The sequence below is a fragment of the Mesorhizobium sp. M0018 genome (assembly GCF_040323955.1).
In the GTDB taxonomy this organism is placed as follows: domain Bacteria; phylum Pseudomonadota; class Alphaproteobacteria; order Rhizobiales; family Rhizobiaceae; genus Mesorhizobium.
The window spans coordinates 21759-45052 of the sequence record NZ_JAMYVL010000032.1; the positions used below are offsets into that span (position 1 = coordinate 21759).

Sequence of the window (23294 nt, forward strand, 5' to 3'; positions counted from 1 at the left end):
ATATTGTATTTTGTGCAGTCGGATTGATCGTTTGCTGACCAGAAGACTTCGGCAAGTCGCCTCAACTGCCGTTCTCGGAAGCGTCGCAAATGTCGTTCGGGTTCTTGCGACTTTAGTGACAGTGCCGTCGCTTCTCACATATCTTGGGCAGGATCGTTTTGGTCTTTGGATCCTTTCCCTTTCCCTCATGGGCGTTCTTGGATTCGCGTATTCAGGGACGGCAGGTGCCATTGTCACTGCAGTGGGTCGCTCGCTCAAAGATCCTTCGCATGACGCAGCTCGCCGTGCTGCTACCAGTGCTATGACGATATCTGTTTTATCCGGGTTGTTTTGCACGGTCGCTGGGCTTTTAATCTGCTGGCTTGTCGATCTGCCGTCTCTCTTGGGCGTAAGAGCGTCAGTCTCTGCCCATGAAGTTACAACGCATTTGGCGACGATGGCGCTTTTGCTCGGCGTCGGCTTTCCTGCGAATGTGCCGAAGTTCGTATTGATCGGGTCATTGCTTGGGGGGGTTGCCTATAGCATTGAGTTGGTCGGAGTAATCAGTGCAACGTGTTTGCTCCTGATTTCCATATCGTTTAAGCAGCCACTACATATTCTTGTGATGGCCTTTCTCTGCCCTCAATATCTTCTCATGTTTTTCCTCGGGCGATATGCGCTGAGCCGCTATAATGTTCCATTATTTTCCCGGCGCTACTTTTTATGGAGAGACGTTGTTGGTATGTTTCGGGAAGGATCAAAGCTCGCCCTTAGCCAAGCTTCCTTTGCAATTGCCTCACACACAGATTTGACTTTGATAAGCGTGATTGCCGGTGCTGGGGCCGCTGTGCCCTACGGATTGGCACAGCGGGTATTTGGAGTTCCGATAATGTTTTTGGCCGTAGCGAATGATGCGCTTTGGCCAGCTCTAGCCCGGGCCGACGCCAACGGCGAAAGACGTTGGGTCCGGACTACCTATCTTCGAACGCTGATTTCAATGGGTATCATATCATCTGTGGCAAGTAGTCTAATTTGGATGCTTTACGGGCCCTTGACTAAGCTTTGGCTTGGAGCTTCTATCGCGTCTAGCCCTCTTTTGTTGGGCGGAATGGCGGCCCTCGTCGTAGCTACGATGCTGGTGCACACTACCGCCACGCTACTTCGTTCAGTCGGACAGACAACCATTCTCATGCGAGCAATGGTGGCGATGATGATGGTAAACGTGCCCACTTCAATCGCCCTAATTCATTTTATCGGCGCCGCTGGCGCTGTATGGGGTACGGTTATCTCGTACGCAATCTGTCTGATCGCTCCGTTCATTTGGATTGTACCGAGAATTTTGGAACAAAGAGAAACTGGTAGTGCCGGGGCCGAGCCAGCAAGTACATAGGAATAATCAGGTGTAAGAGTGAGAATATCAATAGTAATGCCGACTTTGAATCAGGGGCGCTTTATCGAAGAAGCTCTTCTTTCCATTTTTAGTCAGGACTATTTCGATAAAGAAGTGATTTTGATGGACGGTGGATCGACAGATGAGACGATGGCAATCGTCGATCAATACCGTGATCGAATCGCGGTGTGTGAAAGCAGCAAGGATGATGGCCAGAGCGATGCCCTGGCCAAGGGCTTTTCGAAGGCGACCGGTGATATTTTGACCTGGCTGAGTTCGGATGACATCCTTCTTCCTGGCGCACTATCTAGCGTTGCTCGCACGTTTGTTTCGCAGCCTGACTGCGAATGGGCATTCGGAAACCTGGTGTGGATAGATGCCGATGGTTTCGTGCTCCGCTGTCGGAGAGGCGAAGCGTGGTCAAGGCTGGCTGTTCAGCTTGGGGTGTTGTCAGCATGCGGCCCATCGGCGTTTTTTGGCCGCGACCTTTACGAGCGCGTCGGTGGGATTAATCGGAAATTGCACTATATGATGGACACCGAATTGTGGTGGCGCTTCGCGCTTTGCGGTTCGCGCTTCGTTCGTCTGCCGCGATATACGTGGGCACTTCGCCTGCACGAGAACGCTAAAATGTCAGGGCACATGTTTTCTGATCCCGACGATCCTAAGCAGTTACGGATTGAAACCGCGAAAGGGAGAGAGAGGGAACATATCGAGCAGATTCAAATGAGGTGCAAGGTTCGATCGGACGCTTTCGTGGCTCCGCTACGACTGGCACTCAAAGCGTCTACGCCTGGATACATTCGATCGTTGGTCGATAGCTGGCATTGGCACGGAAAGCCTTTGCCTTTGCTTTTGGAGAAAATGGAATGAGACGAAAATTGACAGTTTGGTGGGGAATTCCCTGCAAAAGTGCCATTCCGGTTTTCAAATCTCTAGCCGAGCAACTAGACATCGATATCCTTTTTGTAGCTTTGAACGACTTACCAACTCACCGCAAAAAGCTAGGTTGGGGTATACCTGACTTTGGTGAATTGTCATTCGAAGTGCTTGGTGCAAATTGGATTTCTAAGGCTGTTGCGCTGATTGATGATCGTGCGGGCCTTCACATTGTAAACGGAATATATCATGATAAACGTGTTCGGTATGTCTCGCACCGACTGGTAGAAAAAAACCGAGAATTTGGCGTTATCATGGAAGCGCCAGCGAATCTTCGGACTGGACTGAGGCGCATCATAAAAAAGTTTGTCGGCCCAATAGTGACGCCGTTTCGCACTCGTTCTGTCGCCCAAAAGGCTAAGTTTGTTCTGTCTGCATCGGGTGATCATCAACGTGATTTCGAACGCTTAGGTTTCGCGAGGGATCGTATCTTTCGGTACGGATACTTTCCTGATTTTCCAGCAATAACCAGGAAGACTGGCCCCAACTTCGATCTACGTATTCTATGCATTGGCTATTTAGAGCCGTTTAAGGGCCAGGATTGTCTTCTATCCGCCTTAGCTATACTGAAACACAAAATACCATTTGAGTGTGCTGTAACCGGATTCGGGTCGTCTGAATCTTATCTTTTGAAGATGAGAGACCGCCTTGGTTTGCAAGAAAATGTAAAATTTGAAGGGGTGGTCAGTAATGACAAACTGAGGGAATTGTTTAATTGGGCAAATATTCTTATAGCTCCGGGTCTTGAAGAGCCATGGGGTATTCGGGTGAACGAGGCTCTTCTCTCGGGCCTGCCGGTCGTCGTCAGTGATGGCGTGGGCGCAAAAGAACTGGTAGAGGTAAGCGGTGCAGGCGAGTTGTTCCGGGCCGGATCACCTGCGTCTCTCGCCGATGCTCTTACACGGAGTCTGGCGAGGCTTTCAAATTCAACCGAGCTTGTGGACAAGGTCTGCGCCTTTCAGCGATGCATCACCCCGCAGGCGGCTGCGGCTTATTTGGCGGAAGTACTTGATTACATCGAGGCTGGATCCGGCGCTAGCGCAACACGCCCGATACCCGCTTGGAGTTTGCCACCGAAGCCAGGCCAACTGTTGCTACAAGAGCATACAGTTTGACTGGTCTTCCGCTCCGGATCGTCCACACCATTGCCTCGATTGAGGAGGAAGCGTCTGGGCCATCTTATTCGGTGCCGGCGTTGGCTGCCAGGCAGGCCGCTCGGAACGACGATGTTTCCGTCTACTCAATAGGTAAGAAGGCCGCGTATCTTCGGGATGGATTTTTACACCGTCGCTTTGAATCCGATTTTGCCGATTATCCAGTTTTGCGAAGGATGGCCTTTTCCGGTTCGCTGTTGAGGGCTCTAAAGCTGGCAAAGCCAGATATCATACACAATCACGGCCTTTGGTTGATGCCAAATGTATACGGCGCGCTGGTGAAGAATAACACGGGCGCGAAGCTCGTACTTGCTCCACGTGGAATGCTTTCGCCCGCTGCCCTCCGCTTTTCGGCGGTGCGCAAAAAAGCATTCGGCGCACTGTTCCAGAACCGCGCCTTGTCGTCAGTCGATCTCTTTCATGCAACGAGCGAGCAAGAATACCACGACATTCGCGCCTTCGGCTTAACGGGAGCGGTCGCAATTGTACCTAACGGAATTGACGTGCTGGAAAATGACCCGGCCGCTCAGCCAAAGGAAAAAATTGTAATCTCACTTGGCCGTATCCATCCAAAGAAAGGGCTTGACCGTCTTATTCGAGCTTGGTCGTCGGTCGAAGCAGATTTTCCGGGGTGGAACTTACTCATTCTTGGGCCTAGCGAAGGCGGGCACGCAGACGAACTCAGACGGCTTGCCGCCAACTTGTCGTTGGCTAACGTCCAAGTTCGCGACGCCGTTTATGGAGAGCGGAAACGAGAGTTGCTCGCACGAGCCGAACTCTTCGCTTTGCCGACGCTCAGCGAGAATTTTGGCATGACGGTCGCCGAAAGCCTTGCAGCCGGTACACCTGTAATTTCTTCTAAAGGTGCGCCGTGGCAAATGCTGGAAACGAAACGTTGCGGCTGGTGGGTCGACCATGGTGCTGAGCCGCTTGCGTCATGCCTCCGAGCGGCAATGTCGATTTCTCCGAATGAACGCGTTGCAATGGGTCTGCGGGGCAGAGAATGGATGTTGCAGGACTTTTCATGGGATTCCATTGCAAGTCGAATGACAGAGTCTTATCGCTGGTTAATCGGTGGTCGGAGAGAAGTGCCGAAATGGATCCGAGTGTTCGAATAGTCGACTTTGAAGAGAACCGCCGTATGGTCAAGTGGAGCAAGCGTGAGCAAGCTGCGCGGGTGCTGTGGACTTTCGCCTACCCATTGTTCGCGCTGAGTCCGAGGCCATTTTGGGCATGGCGGCGCATGCTTTTACGGCTTTTTGGGGCAACAATAGAGGATCAAGTGCATGTGTATCCGAGCGTCGAGATAACAATGCCGTGGAATATACATTTGGGAAGAGGGGTAGCCATAGGAGATAAGGCTATTCTATATGCATTGGGTCCCATTCAAATCTGTGAGGGCGCTGTTATATCACAACTAGCGCACCTATGCGCGGGGACACATTCATACCGTGACCCGCGAATGCCCCTGGAAAAGCGCCCGATCGTTGTTGGGCCAGGGGCTTGGATTTGCGCTGATGCGTTCATTGGTCCTGGCGTGACGATAGGCGCTGGCGCAATAGCTGGTGCTAGAGCTGTCGTGATGAAGGATGTTGGCGAAAACTCAATCGTAGCTGGAAACCCCGCAAAAATGGTTGGCCGTCGTTGAAAGACCGTAATTTCCTGATCGCCGTGACAGTAGTTATTCCTGTAAAAAATGAGGAATTGAATATTGGTAGGTGCTTGGCAAAGCTAAAAAGGTTCGAAAAGGTGGTTGTTGTCGACTCCGGCAGCACGGACTCTACAAAACAAATTGTGGACGAGCACGGTGTTGAATTTATTAGTTTCTCTTGGGATGGAAATTATCCAAAGAAGAGAAATTGGATGCTCATCAACTATGAGTTTAAGACGCGCTGGGTTTTGTTTTTGGACGCGGATGAGGTTGTTTCGGACGAATTTTGTGATGAACTCTCTCGCGCTCTTGCCAACACTGAGGTAGAGGGATTCTGGCTAAATTTTACTAATTATTTCCTCGGGAGGCCCCTGCGATTTGGTGTCCCGCAGAAGAAACTTGCGTTGTTCCGTGTGGGCTCAGCTTACTACGAGCGAATCGATGAGCACCGGTGGAGCAATCTTGACATGGAAGTGCACGAGCACCCAATCTTGAATCGCAAGGCCGGCGAGATAAGATCAAAAATCGACCATCTAGATTTCCGCGGCATCGAGAAGTTTATTGACCGACACCAGGACTACGCCAAATGGGAGGTCAAAAGATACATGAGTATCGATTGGTCGAAGGATACAACTCATCTGACTGACAGGCAAAAATTTAAGTACAAAAATATAGGAAAATGGTGGTATCCGTGGTTCTATTTCATCTATAGCTATTTTGTGAGACTGGGAATCCTGGACGGATTCCCGGGATTTTCTTATGCATTCTACAAAACATGGTATTTTTTTATGATTAGAAATTTAATGGCTGAGAATAAGGTCAAGAGTTAGTCGGTATAAGGTTCAATAGGGCGGTCTAGAGGAACGCAGAATGACGAGAACGTATAGCAATCGTAAGCGAATTCTTGTTACTGGTGGGGCTGGGTTCGTTGGCTCGCACCTTGTCGATCGGCTAATTGACGAGGGACACGAGGTACTGTGTGTCGATAACTTGTTCACCGGGACCAAGAAGAATATCGATCATCTACATAATAATCCGCGGTTTGAATTTCTACGACACGACGTGACACTCCCGCTTTATGTGGAGGTAGATGAGATCTACAATCTTGCCTGTCCGGCGTCGCCCGTTCACTATCAACATGATCCGATACAGACGACAAAGACGTCGGTACATGGGGCCATCAATATGCTCGGTCTGGCTAAGCGGCTTCGTTGTAAGATACTCCAGGCTTCAACTAGTGAAGTGTACGGCGACCCGGCCATTCATCCGCAAACGGAAGAGTACTGGGGACATGTAAATCCGATCGGACCGCGATCGTGTTACGATGAGGGCAAGCGGTGCGCCGAGACGCTTTTCTTCGACTATCATAGACAGCTAGGTCTTGAGATCAAAGTAGCAAGAATATTCAATACTTATGGTCCACGAATGCATTTGGCAGATGGGCGGGTGGTTTCGAATTTTATAGTTCAAGCGCTTACAGGCCGTCCTATCACAGTTTATGGGGACGGAGATCAAAGCCGTTCCTTCTGTTATGTTGATGACTTAGTTGACGGGTTGATACGACTCATGGGGACAGCCCCTTCGGTCGCCGGACCTATTAATATCGGAAATCCGACGGAATTTACCATCAGGGAGCTGGCCGAACGGACGCTGGCTATGACAGAATCGTCAGTTCCGATAGTCAGGATGCCCCTTCCTCAAGACGATCCCCGGCAGCGGCAACCTGACATAACGAAGGCTAAAGAGCTTCTTGGTTGGGAGCCAAAAGTGAACCTGGAAGAGGGGCTCCATCGAACGATTGAATACTTTAGGGCGGCTATATAAACCGAGTGCGCGCGCCACAACAGGTGTATGGGCGCTTCCAGTGTGTCGTGGCAGATAATTGTCTGGTTTGGTCACCAGCGAACGAAAGCTAGGGATGAACGGGTCTGCTGGACGCGAGTTGCGTAGCATGTCAAAATATGAGGAAGAAGGCGTCGGCGGCCTTTGAAGGCGTCGGCGGCCTTTATTGACCGTCGGGTCGGCCAAGCATCGTCGCAGCGCGCGCCGGCGAGCGATCGAGGAGGTGCTTTGCCTTTAAGGGTAACGGGAGCGCGCTGTCAAAGGAATCGCCAGCGACGGCGTGGATCGGGTCGTTCTGCCACGGCAAGTGCGATTGCCTGGGCGACTCTTCGTGCCAGGGCCGACCGGTGCGCCTTTGCTACCGTGCCGTTGATCATCTGATGCCGCCCGGATGATCGCTCTGGAGACAATGCTGCCACGACTGGGTCGTGCCCAGCCACGGGACTCGATTACAAGGTCGTGAACTGGCAATGCGACTTTTGCAGTAGATACTCAACTTGTATTATGCCGGCCATAGGACGCATGGGTCACGTCGCCACCCCACCACCAAGGAACTCAATCACTGGGTGGCCGGATGCGCAACTACTCCGGTCCCGCGCCCGGGCGATTGTAGTCGCCGTGGTGCAGGATCGACGGTCTGAGCGGCCGTCGCGAGCCATAGCTTGCGACTGCCGGAAGAGAACAAGTGGACTGCCCTTTGGAGCGGTCACCGAGCATTCGCTTGCTCACGTGTTTTTGTATCGCCAGCGCCGAGAGGGTGCCATATCGGTTTTTAACAGCTTGATTGAGATGTCGCTTGGTTGACGACGCCAGAACAAATCGCCGTTCATTTTTGAAGGTTGCCCCCATTGCAGCCTTTGGCACGCGTGTGCCGACCGCACTAGCGGGCGCAGATAAATTTGCTGCCGCAGACGCGGTGAACCAGGGGTATGCGCCGATCTACGCGACGAAGACAGGCATGGCGGCGTTTGCTGTTCCTGCGGACATCAGCGCGCTCCGGGTCATTGGTTATTCTTCAGCTGGCGATGGCGGCACGGCGCTGTACAAAAGAGCTGTTTCTCAGCCCCCCCACGCCGGCAAATTCCAGTCGCTCGATGGCGCTTGGTGGGAACTTGCAGAACCGACTATCAACGTCCAGATGCTTGGTGCAGTCTGTGACGGCATGACGAACGACGCCGCTCCTTTCGCCGATGCTATAGATCTGGCACTGATGCTGAACGCGCCGCTAGAGTTGCCAGCCGGCCGGGACATAAACATAGCTGGTGCAGTGTCGTTCGAGATCGCTCCCGGTAAACAGCTTCGCATCTTCTCAAATGGTGGTGCAAGACTGCTGATCAACGGGGGTGCACCTTGCGTAAATTTCCATGGAATAACTGTCGCCACAGGCCTGACGCTAACATCGGCAGTTGCTTGGGGCGATAGGGCAATCACCATAAGCAGTGCGAGCGGTATCCAAAATGGAGATCTGATTCACCTGGACACTGATACGGCCGTCGAAGCATCGTATGGTTACGGCAAACAGGTTCTTGGCGTGGTCGGCTTATGCTCAGAGGGCAAAATATTACTGGTTGAGCCGACCAACTTCAACTTCACGCCAAGTGAGACAACGATATCCGTTTACCGCTCCGGAAAGCTCGTGCTCGAAGGCGTGAGCTGGAAGTGCTCCCACGGGAGTCGGCTCGATTTCACCAATCTTCGCGCGCCATATTTTTGTGACGCAACGATAGAAGGTAGCTCCGCACAGGGAGAGCCAGGGGGAATCGACTGTTTGATAATCAGCAAATGCGAAGGCGTCGTTGGCGAACGACTACGGCTTCTCAATAGCCGTTACACGATCAACGTTTCTAATGCTTCGGCAAATTGCAATTTCCGAGACATTTATGCCGAAGGATGCAGGCATCCAATAGATGCAAATTCCTGGGCTAGAAATACCCTTGTTCAGCGATTGGAAGGGCTCAACAATGTCGCCAGCGTCGAGTGCCATCCGTCCTTTGAAACGAAATTTGAGGATATCACAGAGACGATGCTTCCCGGTCAAGGAGCCAGTTCCGTGGGGCTTCGCTGCCTAGGTGGTCACGCAAAACGGGTGAAGGCGACCGATCCATCCGGTGCGATCATAGCGGGTGGCGGTGGCGTTCTCCTCCTGCCTGACTACCAATATCTAGGCCAGCTTTACGACAGGGTTTATGAAGACATCGAAAGTCTTCACGGCGGTCTTGGCGCGACCTATGTGCGAGGTATGTACGTCAGGCGCTGCAAGGTCCCGACCATTGACGCTGACGCCGCGACAAGCCCGATAGGCTTTGTGGAGGTTGATGATCAATCCGTCGCGTCGGTCAACATCCGCCGAACAATCCAAAGAACTGCACCGCGAGCAGAGCCGATCGTTCTTACTCCCGCAGATGAATGGGGCGCTAGAGGGTCAGTCATCAGCATCACCGGGATTGCGAGAGCCAGTCCTGGAGTTGTTACAGCCCCGTCACATAACCTTTCAGACGGTGATGTCATTAGGATCGACGGCGTTGCAGGAATGATACCGGTCAATAAGCTGACGTTCACAGTGGCCAACGCAACAACCGACACATTTGAATTGTCTGACATAGACACGCGCTTCTACCCCGCATACTCCTCAGGCGGGAAGGTGGCATCTGGCATCGCTATGAAGGCAGTTAGTGTTACACAGGTGCCCTATCTCGGGTGGTCGCCAACGCTTCACTATAAAGCCGTTTTGCGCTCATCGGGCACCCCGGTCGGAGCTACAACAATCGCCATTCCGTTCAAGCTGAAGCACAACTACGGCCCTCAGGAACTTGGAAATGGGTATCGACAACTTGAGCTGACGTTGCGAGCCATTTCGCGAACCAGAGGTATGGTGATCGTTAGACATCCTATGCTTCTATTCCAAGGGAGTACTAGTGCACTTATCCTTGGAAGGGGGATCAATCTTGGAAGGGTAGGAACTCTGAATGCAATCATAACCAACACGGCCCCCCATTTCTTTACACAAGTTGTTTCTGAGGGCGGCGACCCGAGCTTGGACCACGATCAATTCTACATTACTGGGGATGCCGTTGTGAGGCTCACCAGTTCGACCGATATTCTTGATCTGGTTGAGCTTGAGGTGGTCGAGCGTCGAATGGGTACCTGACGCCTGCCACACGACGCCTTAGAGTTCGGGGGCGGGTCTGTGGCCCGCTCGCGCACTGACACAGTCGCTTCGACAGGGGCGAATGGGCCAGCCGTGCCGTGCGCGGCCGCTGGCTCGCTGTCGTCTTCGATGACAACCAGACGCGTCTCGCAAAGGGCACCGTGCCCTCACGGCAGCTATTGTGCGCCATTTCGCTCTCAATCTCGTCACAACCGCCGAAGACAAGCGCTCTGATAAACTCAGGCCTAAATGAGCTGGGTAGGATTTGACCTGCCTACTCGCTGCAATCCTTCGGCGACGTGCGTTTTCAGCTGGATTCGCAGCTTTTCCTACCTATCAGGTAGATAGCGAAATTTTCTTGTTGGGTTTGTCGGCGTATAGTAGGTCTGGGAGGTGACGTCAGAGCAACTCTCCCAAGGGCGGCGGGCGCCCAGTTCGGTTTAGATGGGCAGATCGCGTCGCTATAGCGGCACCTGGCGATCCGGCCATGCTTCCGTCAAACGGCCAAATATTGGCCATTAATGCAGCCAGCTAACGTTGTGGGGAAATTTGTGGGGCTAATTCGATTTTTACTGGCTTTGTCGGTACTCTGTTCCCACGCTGGCGGGTTGCCAATAGTCGGAAGCTTGGCGGGCGGGCGGACGGCTGTCGAAGCTTTTTTCGTCCTTTCCGGTTTCTACATGTCACTGGTGCTTGTGAACAAGTACGATTCCGCCATTCCATTTTATATCGCGCGGCTATCGAAGATATATTCGGGATATTGGATAGCCCTTGCATTCGCATTTATAGTAATGCTCGCTGCTGGTCGCAATATTTTTTCAGAAATAATTGCATCCGAATGGACCGTGCTTAGTAAGGGGTTCATGTTTGTGACCAATATAGGGATAGTTGGCTCGGACATTATGATGTTCTCCTACCCTGGTTCTAAAGGAATGGAGTTCACCGCAAATTTTCATAATCAGTCTCCAAAGTTCTTTGAGTTTCATTATATTGCGCAGGCGTGGTCGTTACCTCTTGAGCTAATGTTTTACCTGATAGCGCCTTTCTTAGTTAGGTCAGTAAAAGCCATGAGCATTCTATGTGCTCTGTCGCTAGCCGCGAGGGTGGTGATCTTTTTATACGTCGGGAACCAAGATCCATGGTCCTACAGGTTCTTTCCTGCTGAATTGTCCGTGTTCCTCATGGGTAGCATTAGCTATCAAGTTCATCGTGCCTTTCGCCCAGAAAATTCGAAAGCGATTGGCAGAATAATGTGGATCACCCTTATTTTTGCGATATTTCTATGTGGTGCTGTGGACGTGCCTGGGAAAGGAATTCCAATTATACTTTTGGTGGTCCTGTTTGTTCCGTTTATATTTGATGCGACGAAAGATATGCGCGTGGATAGATGGTTAGGAGATATATCATACTTAGTGTATCTTGTTCATTATGTGCTAATTTCTGCTTTTGAACGGGTGAGCGGACATCAGACTTCGACTTTTTACTACATAATTGTCGCTGTAGGTGTGGCAGCTGGTCTCCATCCGCTCGCCAATCGCTTCGATAGGGGCCTGAAGGAATGGCTTTCTCGACGCATGCGAGTTCCCCTGCTACCCGTCGGCAAGACTGCTATCACGGCCGCGGAAGCAGAAAGCCGCTCGTGACACGTCCGCAATCGGCTTGAGATCGATGGTGTGGCCACGTAGGCGGGTCTCCGGCGTAGATGTCAGCAGCGTCGCTGCTGATGCGCGTTGAGGCTCAGCAGGGTGATTGGTCGACGAAACGGGTGGCTCGGCAACTTGCGGGGCTGGCCGGATTTGTCGCGGGCGTTAGGCGCTGATCCGCTGATCCGTTGCATCGGCTGCCTCCGATTGAGGCAAGGGTCGCACGGGTCCAGGCCTGCAAAGATACGCCGATCATCTGCCGCTTTGCCGCGGTCGCAACCGAACAGCCAAGTCGACGATGGCCTGTCTGCCACTCTCTGCGGGAGCGTCGTTCCGACGGAGCTTGGCGACAATATCTATGGCGATTGCAAAGGAGAAGAAATTTTGCCGATCAAGAAGATAGGCTTGCTTGCGCTGATAGCCTGCGCATTTTCGGTTTGGTTTCTTGTCATCATTGTTAAAAGAGGAACAGACTTGGATGCGCGGCCTTTAAGCCAGTCCGCTGTGCTTGAGCCATTTGCTGGACAGCTTGCCATCAGATCAATCGATGATTTGCGTGTCGCCGGGCGCAAGATCGTGCTGTGCGGCGTCGCAGTCACCAAGCCTCAGTCCATCCGCGCCATGGTCACCGAGGCTGCGCGACGGGACTATCAAGGGCTTGCCTTGACATGCAAACCTGTCGGCGCGGGGACACCTTGCGACGGCAACATCGCGGCAAAATTTGGTGACGCCCTCGTTGTGCAATGCCTGACGTCCGATGGCACGGATCTGGCTGCGAAACTTGTCGAGGCCGGCATCCTGTGCGGACAGCCGGCTCAGGCCGGCTCGACCTACAAGTCTTGCGCGCCAGGCTCGTAGCTCCTGTCTCGAACGCAAGAAGGGCCGGGCCGACGCTATCAGGACATGGTCGGCTGCAGACCTGTGTGAAGCGTTGGAGCGATGGTGGCAGCCTCGCAGGCAACCTGCAATAGTGGTCGGCTGTAAAGATGATAAATTACGATATTCTAATAGTGTGTTCGATCAACCACACCGAAACCAAAAATTATCTCGCATCTGCGAAATGGGTTGGAATTGGCGCAAAAAGCTGTTAGGCGCTTTTCAGTACCTTAATGGCTGGGTGGGCCTCAGGTAACCTGGGACAGAAGGATTGATGCGGATGAACCTAGTTGTGAAAAGTGCGTTGGCCGGATTTGTTGTGTTGGCCGGTTTCGCTCCGGTATCGTCTTTCGCGCAGGATGGGTCGTGCACCTGTGCAACTGCCTATACGGGCGTAAATCCGATTGGATCGATCGGGAACGTCAACGGCAATGTGATGGTCTCGCAGGTCGCTGGCTATGGCCCGGCACAAGCGGGGGGCGCGCTGGATTTCGGCAGCCGCGTCGTAGTTGGCGGCAAGGGGTCGGCTTCGGTTAATGTTGGCAGCTGCAATGTGAGCGTGCCGGCCAATTCGACCCTTGATATCTCCCGCGTCGAGAACAAGATTTGCCTCAATGTTCTCGGTTCTGAGCACACCGCCCAAACGGGCAATTCGACGGGTGCTTCCAATAACAATACGCCCCTCTTCATCTTTGGCGGTCTGGCTCTTGGGGCTGGTATTCTGGCTGCGACGGCGGACAAAGATCACGGCCACGCCGTTAGCGACTAAGTTGATCGCAAATAGGGCAACGGCAGCAGAGGCGCATGGCGCTTCTGCTGCGTGTCTATTGTTGGCGACAGAACGCCCTTGGCGTGTAGCCGGTGTATCAGTCGGATCGCTCAAGCCAAGGTGACACGCGGATGTATGAGGCTAGTGAGCATGCCGGGATGAAGGGCGGAGTGCCGGTCTATCCAGACATTATGGCCGAATAGCAATCTTTCACTTCGCGGCTGTGTGTTGGTGCAAGTCTCGGATGCGAGGTCCGGCAAACGCGACGATCAAAGTGAGTCCTGTGGAGGCAGCATGTGTGTAGCGCTCGATACATCAGGCGCAGCTATTGCGGCCGATGCGGCGCTGATCATCGGCCTGCATGATGACGACAACTCTGTCCGCCAGTAGCCGGGACCTGGCATCCATCGTATTGCATGAACTTGACAAATGCGTCATTCGCTGTCCTGCGGGTGACGCATGTACATTTTTTGGGGATGACGTCCAAACGTTGCTTCGTTGCAATCACAAACGCCAATGATCGATCTGCATTCCCATATCTTGCCCGGCCTCGACGATGGCTCGTCCAGTCTTGCCGAATCGCTGGAAATGGCTCGACTGGCGGTGGCCGACGGAACGACCCACATGGCGTGCACGCCGCACGTGACGCCGGGCGTATACGAAAACGGAACATCGAACATCGTCCGGGCGGTTCAAGAGTTGCACCAGGCGCTGCGCAGCGCCGCCATACCGCTTGCTCTTTACGTCGGCGCCGATGTTCACATAGCGCCGGATCTTCCGGATCAATTGGCGGCCGGCAGTGTGCCGACCTTAAACAGGTCCCGCTATTTTCTGTTCGAACCGCCGCATCATGTTCTACCTCCACGAATGGAGGATCTTGCTCTACGCCTAATAAACGCCGGTTTCATCCCGATTCTTACTCATCCTGAGCGTTTGACCTGGATCAAAACGAATTACGACGTTATCGAGCGGTTGAATGCAGTGGGTTGTCTTATCCAGCTTACCGCAGACTCGATTGTTGGTGCTTTTGGACGCACGGCCCTCTATTATTCGGAAAAGCTGATTGACGAGGGCAGGGTGGACATCATCGCATCGGACACGCATAGCGCTACACGCCGGCGTCCTGGGCTTTCACAGGCGGTTGCTGCTGCTGCCAAGCGATGTGGGGAAGACGAGGCCCGTAACATGGTGTTGAAACGTCCAGGCGAAATATTGGCGAACCGGCCCATCGAGCCGGTCGGAAAAGCACGTCCAAAAAAACCTAATGCCCGCAACGCCGGCCGTTTTGGATTGGGCCGCTTGTTCAAGGGCGGGACTGAGTGATGCGCTTTTTCCGTTTCGCAAGAAGACATATGGCCACAATATTTGCCTTGCTTGCACCACTGGCAATCTCGGCATGCACGAGCACCTCGTCGACGACCCCATCCTCTTCGGGTGCGGTCGATGCGCTGCAATTGACATCATCATCCGCGCCACTTTCGGGCGGCGGCGCTCTACAGGTGGTGAAGGAACTGCCTGCGCCGCAAAATACACAGAATGGCAGCGAGCAGCCTCTGTCGCCGAACGATGTGCTCGAGGTAAATGTGTTTCAGGTCGACAACTTGAACAGAACGGTTCAAGTCGACTCTGGCGGCCAGATTTCGCTTCCGCTTATCGGCACGATTACCGCAGCAGGGAAGACCGTCCGTCAGTTGGAGCAGGAGATCGAGACCGCCTACGGGTCCAAATACCTGCAGTCTCCCGACGTCACGATTTTCGTCAAAGAATCGATCGGACAGCGCATTACCGTCGACGGCGAAGTCAACAAGGCCGGTATTTATCCAGTGTCGAGCAATTCTTCTCTCATCGATGCGATCGCCCTCGCTGGAGGGTTCAATACCGTTGGGGATGCAAAAAAGGTTTTTGTCTATCGCAATGTTGGCCCAAATACATTGGTTGCTAATTACAACGTCGAGGAGATTCGCGGTGGCAAAAGCCGCAATCCGCGCATCTATGGTGGCGACAAGATTGTGGTCTTCGCCTCGAAATCGAAAATTGCCATGAACAATCTCAAGGACGCCCTCGGCGTCGCGTCAAGTGCAGCCCGGCTTGCTGTGGTCCCCGGCTTGTGATTCACGGCGGTAGAAATTCAGGACAGAAAACCTAGGATCACCTCGCACCATGCTCGATCGCAACAGGCAGCATCAAATCGCAGGTCCAGGACATGGCCAGGCCTTGTCCGCCGACCTCTATTATGACGGTGCGCAAAACTTTAGCCCGTACGGTCGCGATTATTCGGAACAGGACGAGAGCTTTAGCCCGCTCAAACTGCTCTTTTACGTTGTCCAATATCGGTGGCTGATCGTCATGCTTGCGGCAGCCGGGCTTGTTGCCGGCGTTGTCGTTACAATGATGCAGACGCCAAAATATCAGGCGACAACTCAATTGGAGGTTCTGGTGCCTTCGGCCAAGGTTTTCCAGGATATTGAGGTGGTGTCTGAAAACGGCGATGTACGAGCCTTTCAGACTGCACGCGAGAAGCTCAAAAGCCGGGCGTTGGCCCAGCGGGTTGTGTTTCAATTGGGGCTCACCGAAAAGCCGGATTTCTTGTTCCCCACGCCGGACTTTTCGGTTAGCAATATTTTCTATCGCGCGTTCGGAATGTCAAAATCGCCTTCCATTCAGGAGAAAACTCCAGAGCAGCGCGAGGAAATTGCAATCAAACGTGTTCTAAATGATCTCACAGTCAATCTGGTTCCCAACACGAGCCTGCTGTCGATCACGTTCGTCGATCAGAAACCGAAATATGCCAGCGACGTTGCCAACCAGGTTGCGCAAAGTTTTATTGATCAACGTCTCGATCAGACAAGTGAGACCTCCGACCTGGCGCGACAGTTCATTCAGGAGCAGGTCTTACAGGTGAAGCAGAAGCTTCAGAAATCGGAAGAAGAGCTGGTCGCTTATGCGAAGGATGCGGGCATCACGATAACCGGTGACGACAAATCGCTGATAGGGTCGAACATCGAGGCGCTAAACACGGCGCTTGCGACGGCAATCCAGGACCGTCTCGATGCGGGACGGGTGGTAGACCAGATAGACAAAGGTCGTGGAGCGAGCCTCTCTCCCGTGTTGGAAAGCGAAGGCTTGCAGAAGCTTAGCGAAAAACTGGCTGACCTGACCAGCCAGTATCAACAGAAGCTAGGCATTCTGAAGCCTGGTTTTCCAGAAATGCAACAGCTTCAATCTCAGATAAAAGAATTGCAGCGTCTCTATAACAACGGCGTGCTTGCCATTACGGATTCACTTCGGTTGAAATACCAGGAAGCGCAGAACAAGGAGGCTGACCTTAAGGCAAAACTTGCCGAAATGGAAAAGCAGCAGGTTATTTTCAACGACAAGAACATCAAATACACCATTCTGAAACGCGAAGTCGATTCAAATCGGTCGCAGTACGACAATCTTATAGCCAAGCTGAATGAAGTCGGTGTCAGCTCGGAACTCAAGACGCAAAGCGCGGCAGTGGTAGATTTCGCGGCGTTGCCAGATCACCCATATTCTCCTCGGTTAACTATCAATGTAGCGATCGCCCTTGCTTTTTTCATGGTCCTGAGCGCATCGGTTATTTACGTCATTGAGCTATTGAACAACACCTTCACCAACCCTGAACAGGTCGAAAAAGAGCTGGGGCTGGCGATGCTTGGCATCTTGCCACTCGTCGACGACCGAGAACTCATGGCCAGTATCGCCGACCAGAAGTCCGGCTTGTCGGAAGCCTACCGTTCACTTCGAACATCGTTGCAATTCTCGGGTGCGGAAGGCGCGCCACGATCGCTGGTTGTCACAAGTTCGGAGCCCTCCGAGGGCAAGTCTACGACATCATTCAAGCTTGGGCAGGATTTTGCGGCGCTAGGTGCAAGAGTGCTTATTGTCGACGGCGACCTTCGAAAGCCGAACCTTCACCGCCTGTTTGGCCTGGACAATACGATTGGGCTCAGCAATCTGCTAACAAATACCGTCCGCAAGGAGGATCTGGCCAGCATCTTCAGGGCGACGAAGTATCCCAACGTGACCGTCCTGACGTCTGGAACAATCCCACCAAACCCCGCGGACCTGCTCTCGTCACCGAAAATGGCTCTGATCGTCACAAATCTTGGCAAGCGCTTCGATCTCGTCATAATCGATGCGCCGCCAATCGTCGGCCTCTCGGATGCGCCGATCCTCAGCCGGCTTGCTGAGGGCACATTGATGGTGATCTCTACCAATCAAGTGACGCGTAAGTCGGCTAAGACGGCGTTGAAGCGCCTGCGAGCAGCGGGCGCCAACGTGGTCGGCGCTGCGATGTCCAAGTTTGCGGTGAATAAGTTCGATTACAACTACGCATACAAGTACATGAACTACCAGTACTACAACTACGGCACGGACACGGGTACTCCGAAGATTGAGGGCAAAGTCGATGATGGAGCAGGCCAGCCCGCTTATGCAGAATCTCCGGCGCTCAGTCGCCTGGTTCGTCGCATCCGTTCTAGTGTTGGTGGTTTCCTCGATCGGGCTAAGTCGATTTCTTGAAACTGAAACGCCGGCCGTCTCTCTTGCGCTGGATCCGTTCAACGCTGATGCATTGATAGCTGAAATCACCAGCGACCTGAACGACACGAATAATCCTCCCAATCTTGATTTATTGCTTGCCAAGGCCCGTGGAGCGCTTCGCTTTGATCTGGCGGACGCGCGTCTCTATAGCCTGATCGGCGAGATCAAATATCGGCAGGGCGAACAGGACGAAGCCTATGCTCTCTTTGATCAAGCAAGAAAACTGTCCAAAACAGAAATCCATGCGTTACAGAGATCCATTAGCCGAGCCGTAGAAATAGGCCATTTGACAAAGGCCATTGGCGAGATCGACATTTTGCTACGGCGATGGCCGGACCAATTTCCGGCGATCGCTGACGGCATGCCGGCAATTCTCTCGAATCCTGATGGGTACCAAGCTGTGCTAACAGCCATCGAGACCGAGGCGCCCTGGAGGGCTAGGCTAATCGCGGCTCTTAGCAAAACTCCCGAGGGACTCGACTTCGCAAATCGGCTTCTGCTTGATTTGTCAGGCACAACTGCACCGCCGAAATCGAGCGAACTTTCCGTGGTGATTAGCGGCTATATCCTTCAAAAGAAATATGAACCAGCTTATCGGTTGTTTCTGTTCAGCCTCTCTGATCAAGAGAGAAAGTTGGGGGGGTACATTTTCAATGGAACGTTCGAACCAGTGGCGAGCGGCAGACCGTTCGATTGGCAACTCCGCGATCAATCGGGGTTGGAAGTTACATTTGCGACATCCCAAAATGCTGTGGAGGGCGAGGGCGGGGCGACGGTCCGTTTCTTGAATACGCCAGTCAAGAACACAGCTCTCGAGCAGTACATTGAGCTACCTCCTGGCTCCTACAGGATTTCCCTGGCTGCCTCCGCAAGGAATCTTAAGCTTCCAAAGGAATTATTCTGGTCGATCAGATGTGTTGATCCGGCTGGAGAAATAGCGCGATTCAATATTCCGGAAGGCACCTATAATCGTCAGAACCTCAGCCAGGATTTTTCGGTTGGACCGGCTGCGTGTCCGCTGCAGTTGCTCAGGCTGCAGACTGCCGCCATTGCCGAGAGCTGGCGGTTTCGATATGTTGGTACACTGACAATGCACAAATTGAGCATCGAGAGACTTCCATCTTGAACGACCGGCCTTCGGAATGGGATAAGTATCTTCTCGGGTCGGTGTTGTTCATGTCGCTGCTGATCGGCGGTGGTACTGCGAGCGGCCTCTATACGGACACTTTGATCGAGGTTGCTGCAATTGTCTCGGCGGCGGCCGTTTTTACCCAAACCTCTGGCCAAAGAAGCTCGCAATCGGCTCTGTGGCTCCTAATTTTAGCCGCAGCATTGGCAGTTCTGCAAATCGTCCCACTGCCGGCGGCAATATTCAACGGGTTGCGGCCAGAGCTTCTGCTCGGATATCCCTGGATTGGAGAAAGTCGATTTCGGTTTATCAGCGTTGGGGTCGGCCGCACGGTCGAATGTCTGTTTTATCTTCTTGCCTGTGCTGCGTTTTTCTTAGCCGTATTGCGTTTACGTGCCGAGCAGGTCAGCGCGCTTCTTCCGTTTTTCTTCATGGGTGTTGTCTGCAACGGTTTGGCGGGAGCGATTCAATATTCACTCTCTGAGGACATCGCTATTATAGGACTGTTGCCTTTTACGATCAATGCCGGGCTTTTTGCTAATGTGAATCATTTTTCGGCGTTGCTTTTTGTGTCTGTTCCCTTCGTCGTCTATTACGGTCTGTTCCGCGGACACCTATTGTCCGGATCTTTCGGTTTGATCGCGCTTTTGCTGCTTCTTTTAGCAGCCGGTTCCCGCGCCGGTGTTCTGATAGGACTGGCGATAACCGTATTGTCCGTCATCTTTCTTTCAGCCCGTTCCAGGGCGAGTGGATTTGGTATTCTCCTAATTTTCATAGGGCTTTCGATCTACACGATAGGTGCTTGGACTAAGATCGATGCAGAAGTGGTCGATCCGGCATTCGGGCGCGGAGAATTCGCCCGCACCACAATAGAAGGAATAAAGGAGAATTGGCCGACAGGAGTGGGCTTCGGCAACTTTCAAAAAGCGTATCAAATATACGAGAGAGAAGGCATGATTTTCAACAACTATGTTAACCATGCCCACAATGATTATCTTGAGATAGCCTTCGAAGGGGGAATCCCTGCTATTGCTTTGATGATAGCATACTTTTTCTTGCTTTTGACGGCATTGGTTAGAGTTCGTCGCGATACTCTGCAGAAGGCGGCATTTCTCTCAGTATCTTTTCTTCTTATTCATTCGCTGGTTGACTACCCGCTGCGAACCGAGGCGCTGGCGATGACGTTCGCGTATATGAACGCCATCATCTTCCACAAAGGATTTGCGGAACGTTTTACCCGCAAGCGCGAGGTGATCGAGATCGACCACGATGGTGACAAGCTGTTTGTTCCTGTAGAAATGTCGAGGAGGTCACCAGTTAAGGCCGCATCGCTTTAGCGGTGCCGACTGCAGTCAGTCGCCGTTTCGTCGGTACTTGACATCTCGAAGGCGTGCGGGAAATCGTGCCGAAATGTTTTTGGGGTGCGCGGGGCTTCTTCTTCCTCACCTTCAACGAGAAACGGTTTTCACACTTAGGCCTGGACGTTGATGGTCTAGGCCCTTCACTCGCTATTGCATGTTTTCCTCGCCATCGTCCCGGATGCCGAGGCGCTGTATGGAGGTCACCGATGCCTACTTGCCGAAGGTACCCATCCGGTGAAGACCGCAGACGTGTATCCGGCGGCCATGAGCACCTGAGCACCGCGGTGCCGGCGTCAAGCTTTCTTTGGGGAGACGCGATGATATTCTTCGAGGAGGAGTTTGACCTCCTCGATCCCTTCATCGGTGAAGGCCAAGATCCCGTCGTCATCGTTGGCGCCGTAGACCCAGATGACGCCGTCCTCGGGCTCGAGACCGAGGGTCAGGTCCTGGATGAGCGCTTCGCTGACGCCGAGGTCCCTGGCGACACGTTCGACGGTGTAGACGTGATGCACCTTATTGCGCTGCATGATCAGGCCGCCGCTGGTTGGGTCCGCAGTTGTGCGGATCTCCAATTCCACGGCAGCAAATCATCGATCCGATGAGCCGGATAGGCGGGCAGTCGGGCGAGGACGTCGGCGAGCCAGGCCTGAGGGTCGACGTCATTCAACTTGGCGCTGACGATCAGGCTGTAGAGAACGGCAGCGCGCTGTCCGCCGCGATCGGAACCGCAGAACAGCCAGGACTTTCTGCCGAGAGCGATGCCGCGCAGGGCTCGCTCGGCTGCATTGTTGGATAGGCAGATCCGCCCATTGTCGAGGAACCGGGCGAAGGATGACCAGCGGCGCAGCATGTAGTTGAAGGCCTTGGTCAGATCGTGTCCGCGCGAGAGCTTGTCGCGCGTCTCGATCATCCAGGTCTCGAGCTCCGCGACCAGCGGCAGGCTGCGCTCCTGGCGCACGGCGTGGCGTTGGGCCGGCGACAGGCCGTTGATCGCGCGCTCGATATCGAACAGGGCATCGATGCGCTTCACGGCTTCGACCGCCAGCGGATAGACCAGGTTGGGCTTCTCGCCGTGCGCCTTCTTGCGCGCCGCCGCTTCGATATCGGCCAGCTCGAACACTTTGCGCCGGCTGTGGGCCCAGCAGCTGGCTTCCAGAATAGGCGCCGGCTGACGACCCGTCGCATAGAGATCGCCATAACCACCAAAGGCATCGGCCTGCAGAATGCCGCTCCAGCCGGCAAGATGCGCCGCGGGATGTTCGCCTCGGCGATCGCGGGAATAATAGAACACCGCCGCCGGCGGATCGACACCGCCGAACGGTCGGTCATCAGTAAGCGCCAAGCTGACCCCATCTGGCGCGGCTTGAGGTGATGAGCGAGACATACTGACACTGAAGCAAGGAGCCGAGGAGCTTGCAGTGTCAATTTCTATGTCTGCGCCTATGCCTGATGATAGAAGTTTCCATGTTCTTGAAGCGGTTGCCAACCGACTGGAGGCAAGCCCGCAGCGTCCGCGGCGGCGCTGGTCGGCGGAAGCGAAGTCGCGGCTGATCGAGGCGACACTGAAGCCGGGCGCGAATGTATCGGCCATTGCCAGACAAGCGGGGATGGCGCCGGCCCAGCTGTTCGGCTGGCGGAGCAAGGCGATCAAGAGCGGTGCGGTCACGCCACACAGGGATGCGGAGCGGCTCGGCTTTGTCGAGGTCACGCCGACAGCGTCCGCGTCGGTGGAGATCGAGCTGGGTGGCGTGGTCATTCGCGCCGGTGCCGATATCAATGAGGAGCAGCTGGTGCGGATTATCCGGGCGGTTCGCCAGGCATGATCCCGGCTGGCGTGAAGGTGCTGGTCGCCAGTCATCCCGTCGATTTTAGAAAAGGTCCCGACGGCCTTTTGGCACTGGTGCGCGATGCCGGCTCGGATCCATTCAACGGCGCACTTTATGTATTCCGCGCCAAAAGAGCGGACAGGATCAAGATCGTCTGGTGGGACGGCAGCGGCGTGTGTCTTTATGCCAAGCGGCTGGATGAGGCGAAGTTCTGCTGGCCGCGGATCGGCCACCACCGGGTCCAGCTCAATCATGCTCAGCTCATGGCTCTGGTTGACGGAATGGACTGGAAACGGGTTCGAACGGAGACCGTCAGGCGGCCGCAATCGGTTGGGTAAAACCCTGCGGCATGATGAATCAGGGGGCTGAAAACGCGGGAAAATTGCCCGCGAATATGCTCTGATTTTGGCCATGTCGGCACCCGATCTCGCGCTCCCGGACGACGTTGACGCGCTCAAGGCGATGGTTGTTGCCATGGCCGAAAAAGCCGCCGGTCTGGAAGAGCGTAATGCCGATCTCGAAGCCCACAATACGCATCTCGAGTTGGTCAACAAGAGCGCCGAGGAGCGGATCGCACGACTGACGGCGGTGGTGAAGATGCTGGAGCGGTCGCGCTTCGGCAGCCGCTCCGAAAGGTTACGGGCCGGTGCGCTGAGCGAGGAGCAGTACGCTCTGGTCTTCGACGAGATCGAAACCGGCGTGGCGGCCATCCAAGCGCAGATGGAGAAGTCTGCGGGCGGCTCGAAAGCGAAGCGCGCCCCGCGCCCTCGCAAAGGCTTTGCGGCCCATCTCGAACGGGTCGAGGTGGTCATCGAGCCCGAAACGCCTGCTGGCTGCGAAGCGCTGGAAAAGATCCTGATCGGCGAGGACGTCTCCGAACGGCTCGATGTCACCCCGGCGAAGTTCCGGGTGATCGTTACGCGTCGCCCCAAATATGCCTACAAGGGTTGGGACGGCGTCATCCAGGCAGCCGCGCCCGCCCGCATCATCGAAAGCGGCATTCCGACCGAAGCGCTGCTGG

Annotated in this window: 19 protein-coding genes and 1 pseudogene; 18 read left to right on the plus strand and 2 right to left on the minus strand. The window is 54.0% G+C overall.

The genetic code is table 11. The features are described 5' to 3' along the window. Window positions 1-31 precede the first annotated feature (31 nt). The 15 genes from NKJ81_RS29275 to NKJ81_RS29345 all read left to right on the plus strand — a co-directional run bounded on the left by NKJ81_RS29275 (window position 32) and on the right by NKJ81_RS29345 (window position 20423). A complete protein-coding gene (locus tag NKJ81_RS29275) occupies window positions 32-1369 on the plus strand; it encodes a lipopolysaccharide biosynthesis protein (protein ID WP_352542580.1) in 1338 nt (445 codons plus the stop codon). Between the two features lie 36 nt (window positions 1370-1405). Next, window positions 1406-2242: a glycosyltransferase family 2 protein gene (locus NKJ81_RS29280; protein ID WP_502904351.1), complete on the plus strand. Its 837-nt coding sequence runs from the start codon at window positions 1406-1408 to the stop codon at window positions 2240-2242. Continuing rightward, window positions 2239-3423 (plus strand): glycosyltransferase family 4 protein, encoded by a 1185-nt coding sequence (locus NKJ81_RS29285; protein ID WP_352542582.1) that lies wholly within the window; start codon window positions 2239-2241, stop codon window positions 3421-3423. The genes NKJ81_RS29280 and NKJ81_RS29285 overlap by 4 nt, the downstream gene beginning before the upstream one ends. After that, on the plus strand, window positions 3369-4580 hold the full coding sequence (locus NKJ81_RS29290) for a glycosyltransferase (protein ID WP_352542583.1): 1212 nt from the start codon (window positions 3369-3371) through the stop codon (window positions 4578-4580). Before NKJ81_RS29285 ends, NKJ81_RS29290 begins: the two co-directional genes overlap by 55 nt. A gap of 526 nt (window positions 4581-5106) precedes the next feature. Next, window positions 5107-5943, plus strand: a complete 837-nt coding sequence (locus NKJ81_RS29295; protein ID WP_352542584.1) for a glycosyltransferase family 2 protein — start codon at window positions 5107-5109, stop codon at window positions 5941-5943. A 40-nt stretch (window positions 5944-5983) separates the two neighbouring features. Next, window positions 5984-6937 carry a UDP-glucuronic acid decarboxylase family protein gene (locus tag NKJ81_RS29300; RefSeq protein ID WP_352542585.1) on the plus strand — a complete coding sequence of 318 codons (954 nt, stop codon included), beginning with the start codon at window positions 5984-5986 and terminating at the stop codon, window positions 6935-6937. Between the two features lie 814 nt (window positions 6938-7751). After that, window positions 7752-10103 (plus strand): ubiquitin-activating E1 FCCH domain-containing protein, encoded by a 2352-nt coding sequence (locus NKJ81_RS29305; protein ID WP_352542586.1) that lies wholly within the window; start codon window positions 7752-7754, stop codon window positions 10101-10103. 521 nt (window positions 10104-10624) lie between these two features. Beyond that, window positions 10625-11746, plus strand: coding sequence for an acyltransferase family protein (locus tag NKJ81_RS29310; protein WP_352542587.1), 1122 nt, complete (start codon window positions 10625-10627; stop codon window positions 11744-11746). A 384-nt stretch (window positions 11747-12130) separates the two neighbouring features. Continuing rightward, window positions 12131-12604, plus strand: coding sequence for a hypothetical protein (locus NKJ81_RS29315; RefSeq protein ID WP_352542588.1), 474 nt, complete (start codon window positions 12131-12133; stop codon window positions 12602-12604). A 298-nt stretch (window positions 12605-12902) separates the two neighbouring features. Beyond that, complete coding sequence (locus tag NKJ81_RS29320) at window positions 12903-13391, plus strand: hypothetical protein (protein WP_352542589.1); 489 nt, start codon at window positions 12903-12905, stop codon at window positions 13389-13391. Between the two features lie 516 nt (window positions 13392-13907). Further along, window positions 13908-14714, plus strand: coding sequence for a tyrosine-protein phosphatase (locus tag NKJ81_RS29325; protein ID WP_352542590.1), 807 nt, complete (start codon window positions 13908-13910; stop codon window positions 14712-14714). A gap of 29 nt (window positions 14715-14743) precedes the next feature. Beyond that, the gene (locus NKJ81_RS29330; RefSeq protein ID WP_352542591.1) at window positions 14744-15502 is read left to right on the plus strand and encodes a polysaccharide biosynthesis/export family protein; all 759 of its coding nucleotides are present in this window, start codon (window positions 14744-14746) and stop codon (window positions 15500-15502) included. A gap of 49 nt (window positions 15503-15551) precedes the next feature. Next, entirely contained in the window at window positions 15552-17936 is a 2385-nt protein-coding gene (locus tag NKJ81_RS29335; protein WP_352542592.1) for a GumC family protein, read from the plus strand. Next, a complete protein-coding gene (locus NKJ81_RS29340; protein WP_352542593.1) occupies window positions 17824-19083 on the plus strand; it encodes a tetratricopeptide repeat protein in 1260 nt (419 codons plus the stop codon). Before NKJ81_RS29335 ends, NKJ81_RS29340 begins: the two co-directional genes overlap by 113 nt. 50 nt (window positions 19084-19133) lie before the next feature. Then, on the plus strand, window positions 19134-20423 hold the full coding sequence (locus NKJ81_RS29345) for an O-antigen ligase family protein (RefSeq protein WP_352542594.1): 1290 nt from the start codon (window positions 19134-19136) through the stop codon (window positions 20421-20423). Window positions 20424-20740: 317 nt separating this feature from the next. Here NKJ81_RS29345 and NKJ81_RS29350 read toward each other — a convergent pair whose 3' ends face one another. After that, on the minus strand, window positions 20741-20974 hold the full coding sequence (locus NKJ81_RS29350) for a hypothetical protein (protein WP_352542595.1): 234 nt from the start codon (window positions 20972-20974) through the stop codon (window positions 20741-20743). 2 nt (window positions 20975-20976) lie between these two features. Beyond that, a pseudogene (gene tnpC / locus NKJ81_RS29355) lies at window positions 20977-21777 on the minus strand (IS66 family transposase); the annotation flags it as partial. A gap of 112 nt (window positions 21778-21889) precedes the next feature. Between tnpC and NKJ81_RS29360 the strand changes: the two are divergent. The 3 genes from NKJ81_RS29360 to NKJ81_RS29370 form a co-directional block, all read left to right on the plus strand. After that, window positions 21890-22270, plus strand: coding sequence for a transposase (locus NKJ81_RS29360; protein WP_245274633.1), 381 nt, complete (start codon window positions 21890-21892; stop codon window positions 22268-22270). A gap of 11 nt (window positions 22271-22281) precedes the next feature. Next, a complete protein-coding gene (gene tnpB, locus NKJ81_RS29365; protein ID WP_352542596.1) occupies window positions 22282-22611 on the plus strand; it encodes an IS66 family insertion sequence element accessory protein TnpB in 330 nt (109 codons plus the stop codon). Window positions 22612-22684: 73 nt separating this feature from the next. Beyond that, the coding region (locus tag NKJ81_RS29370) for an IS66 family transposase (RefSeq protein WP_352542597.1) at window positions 22685-23294 on the plus strand (610 nt) is incomplete at its 3' end.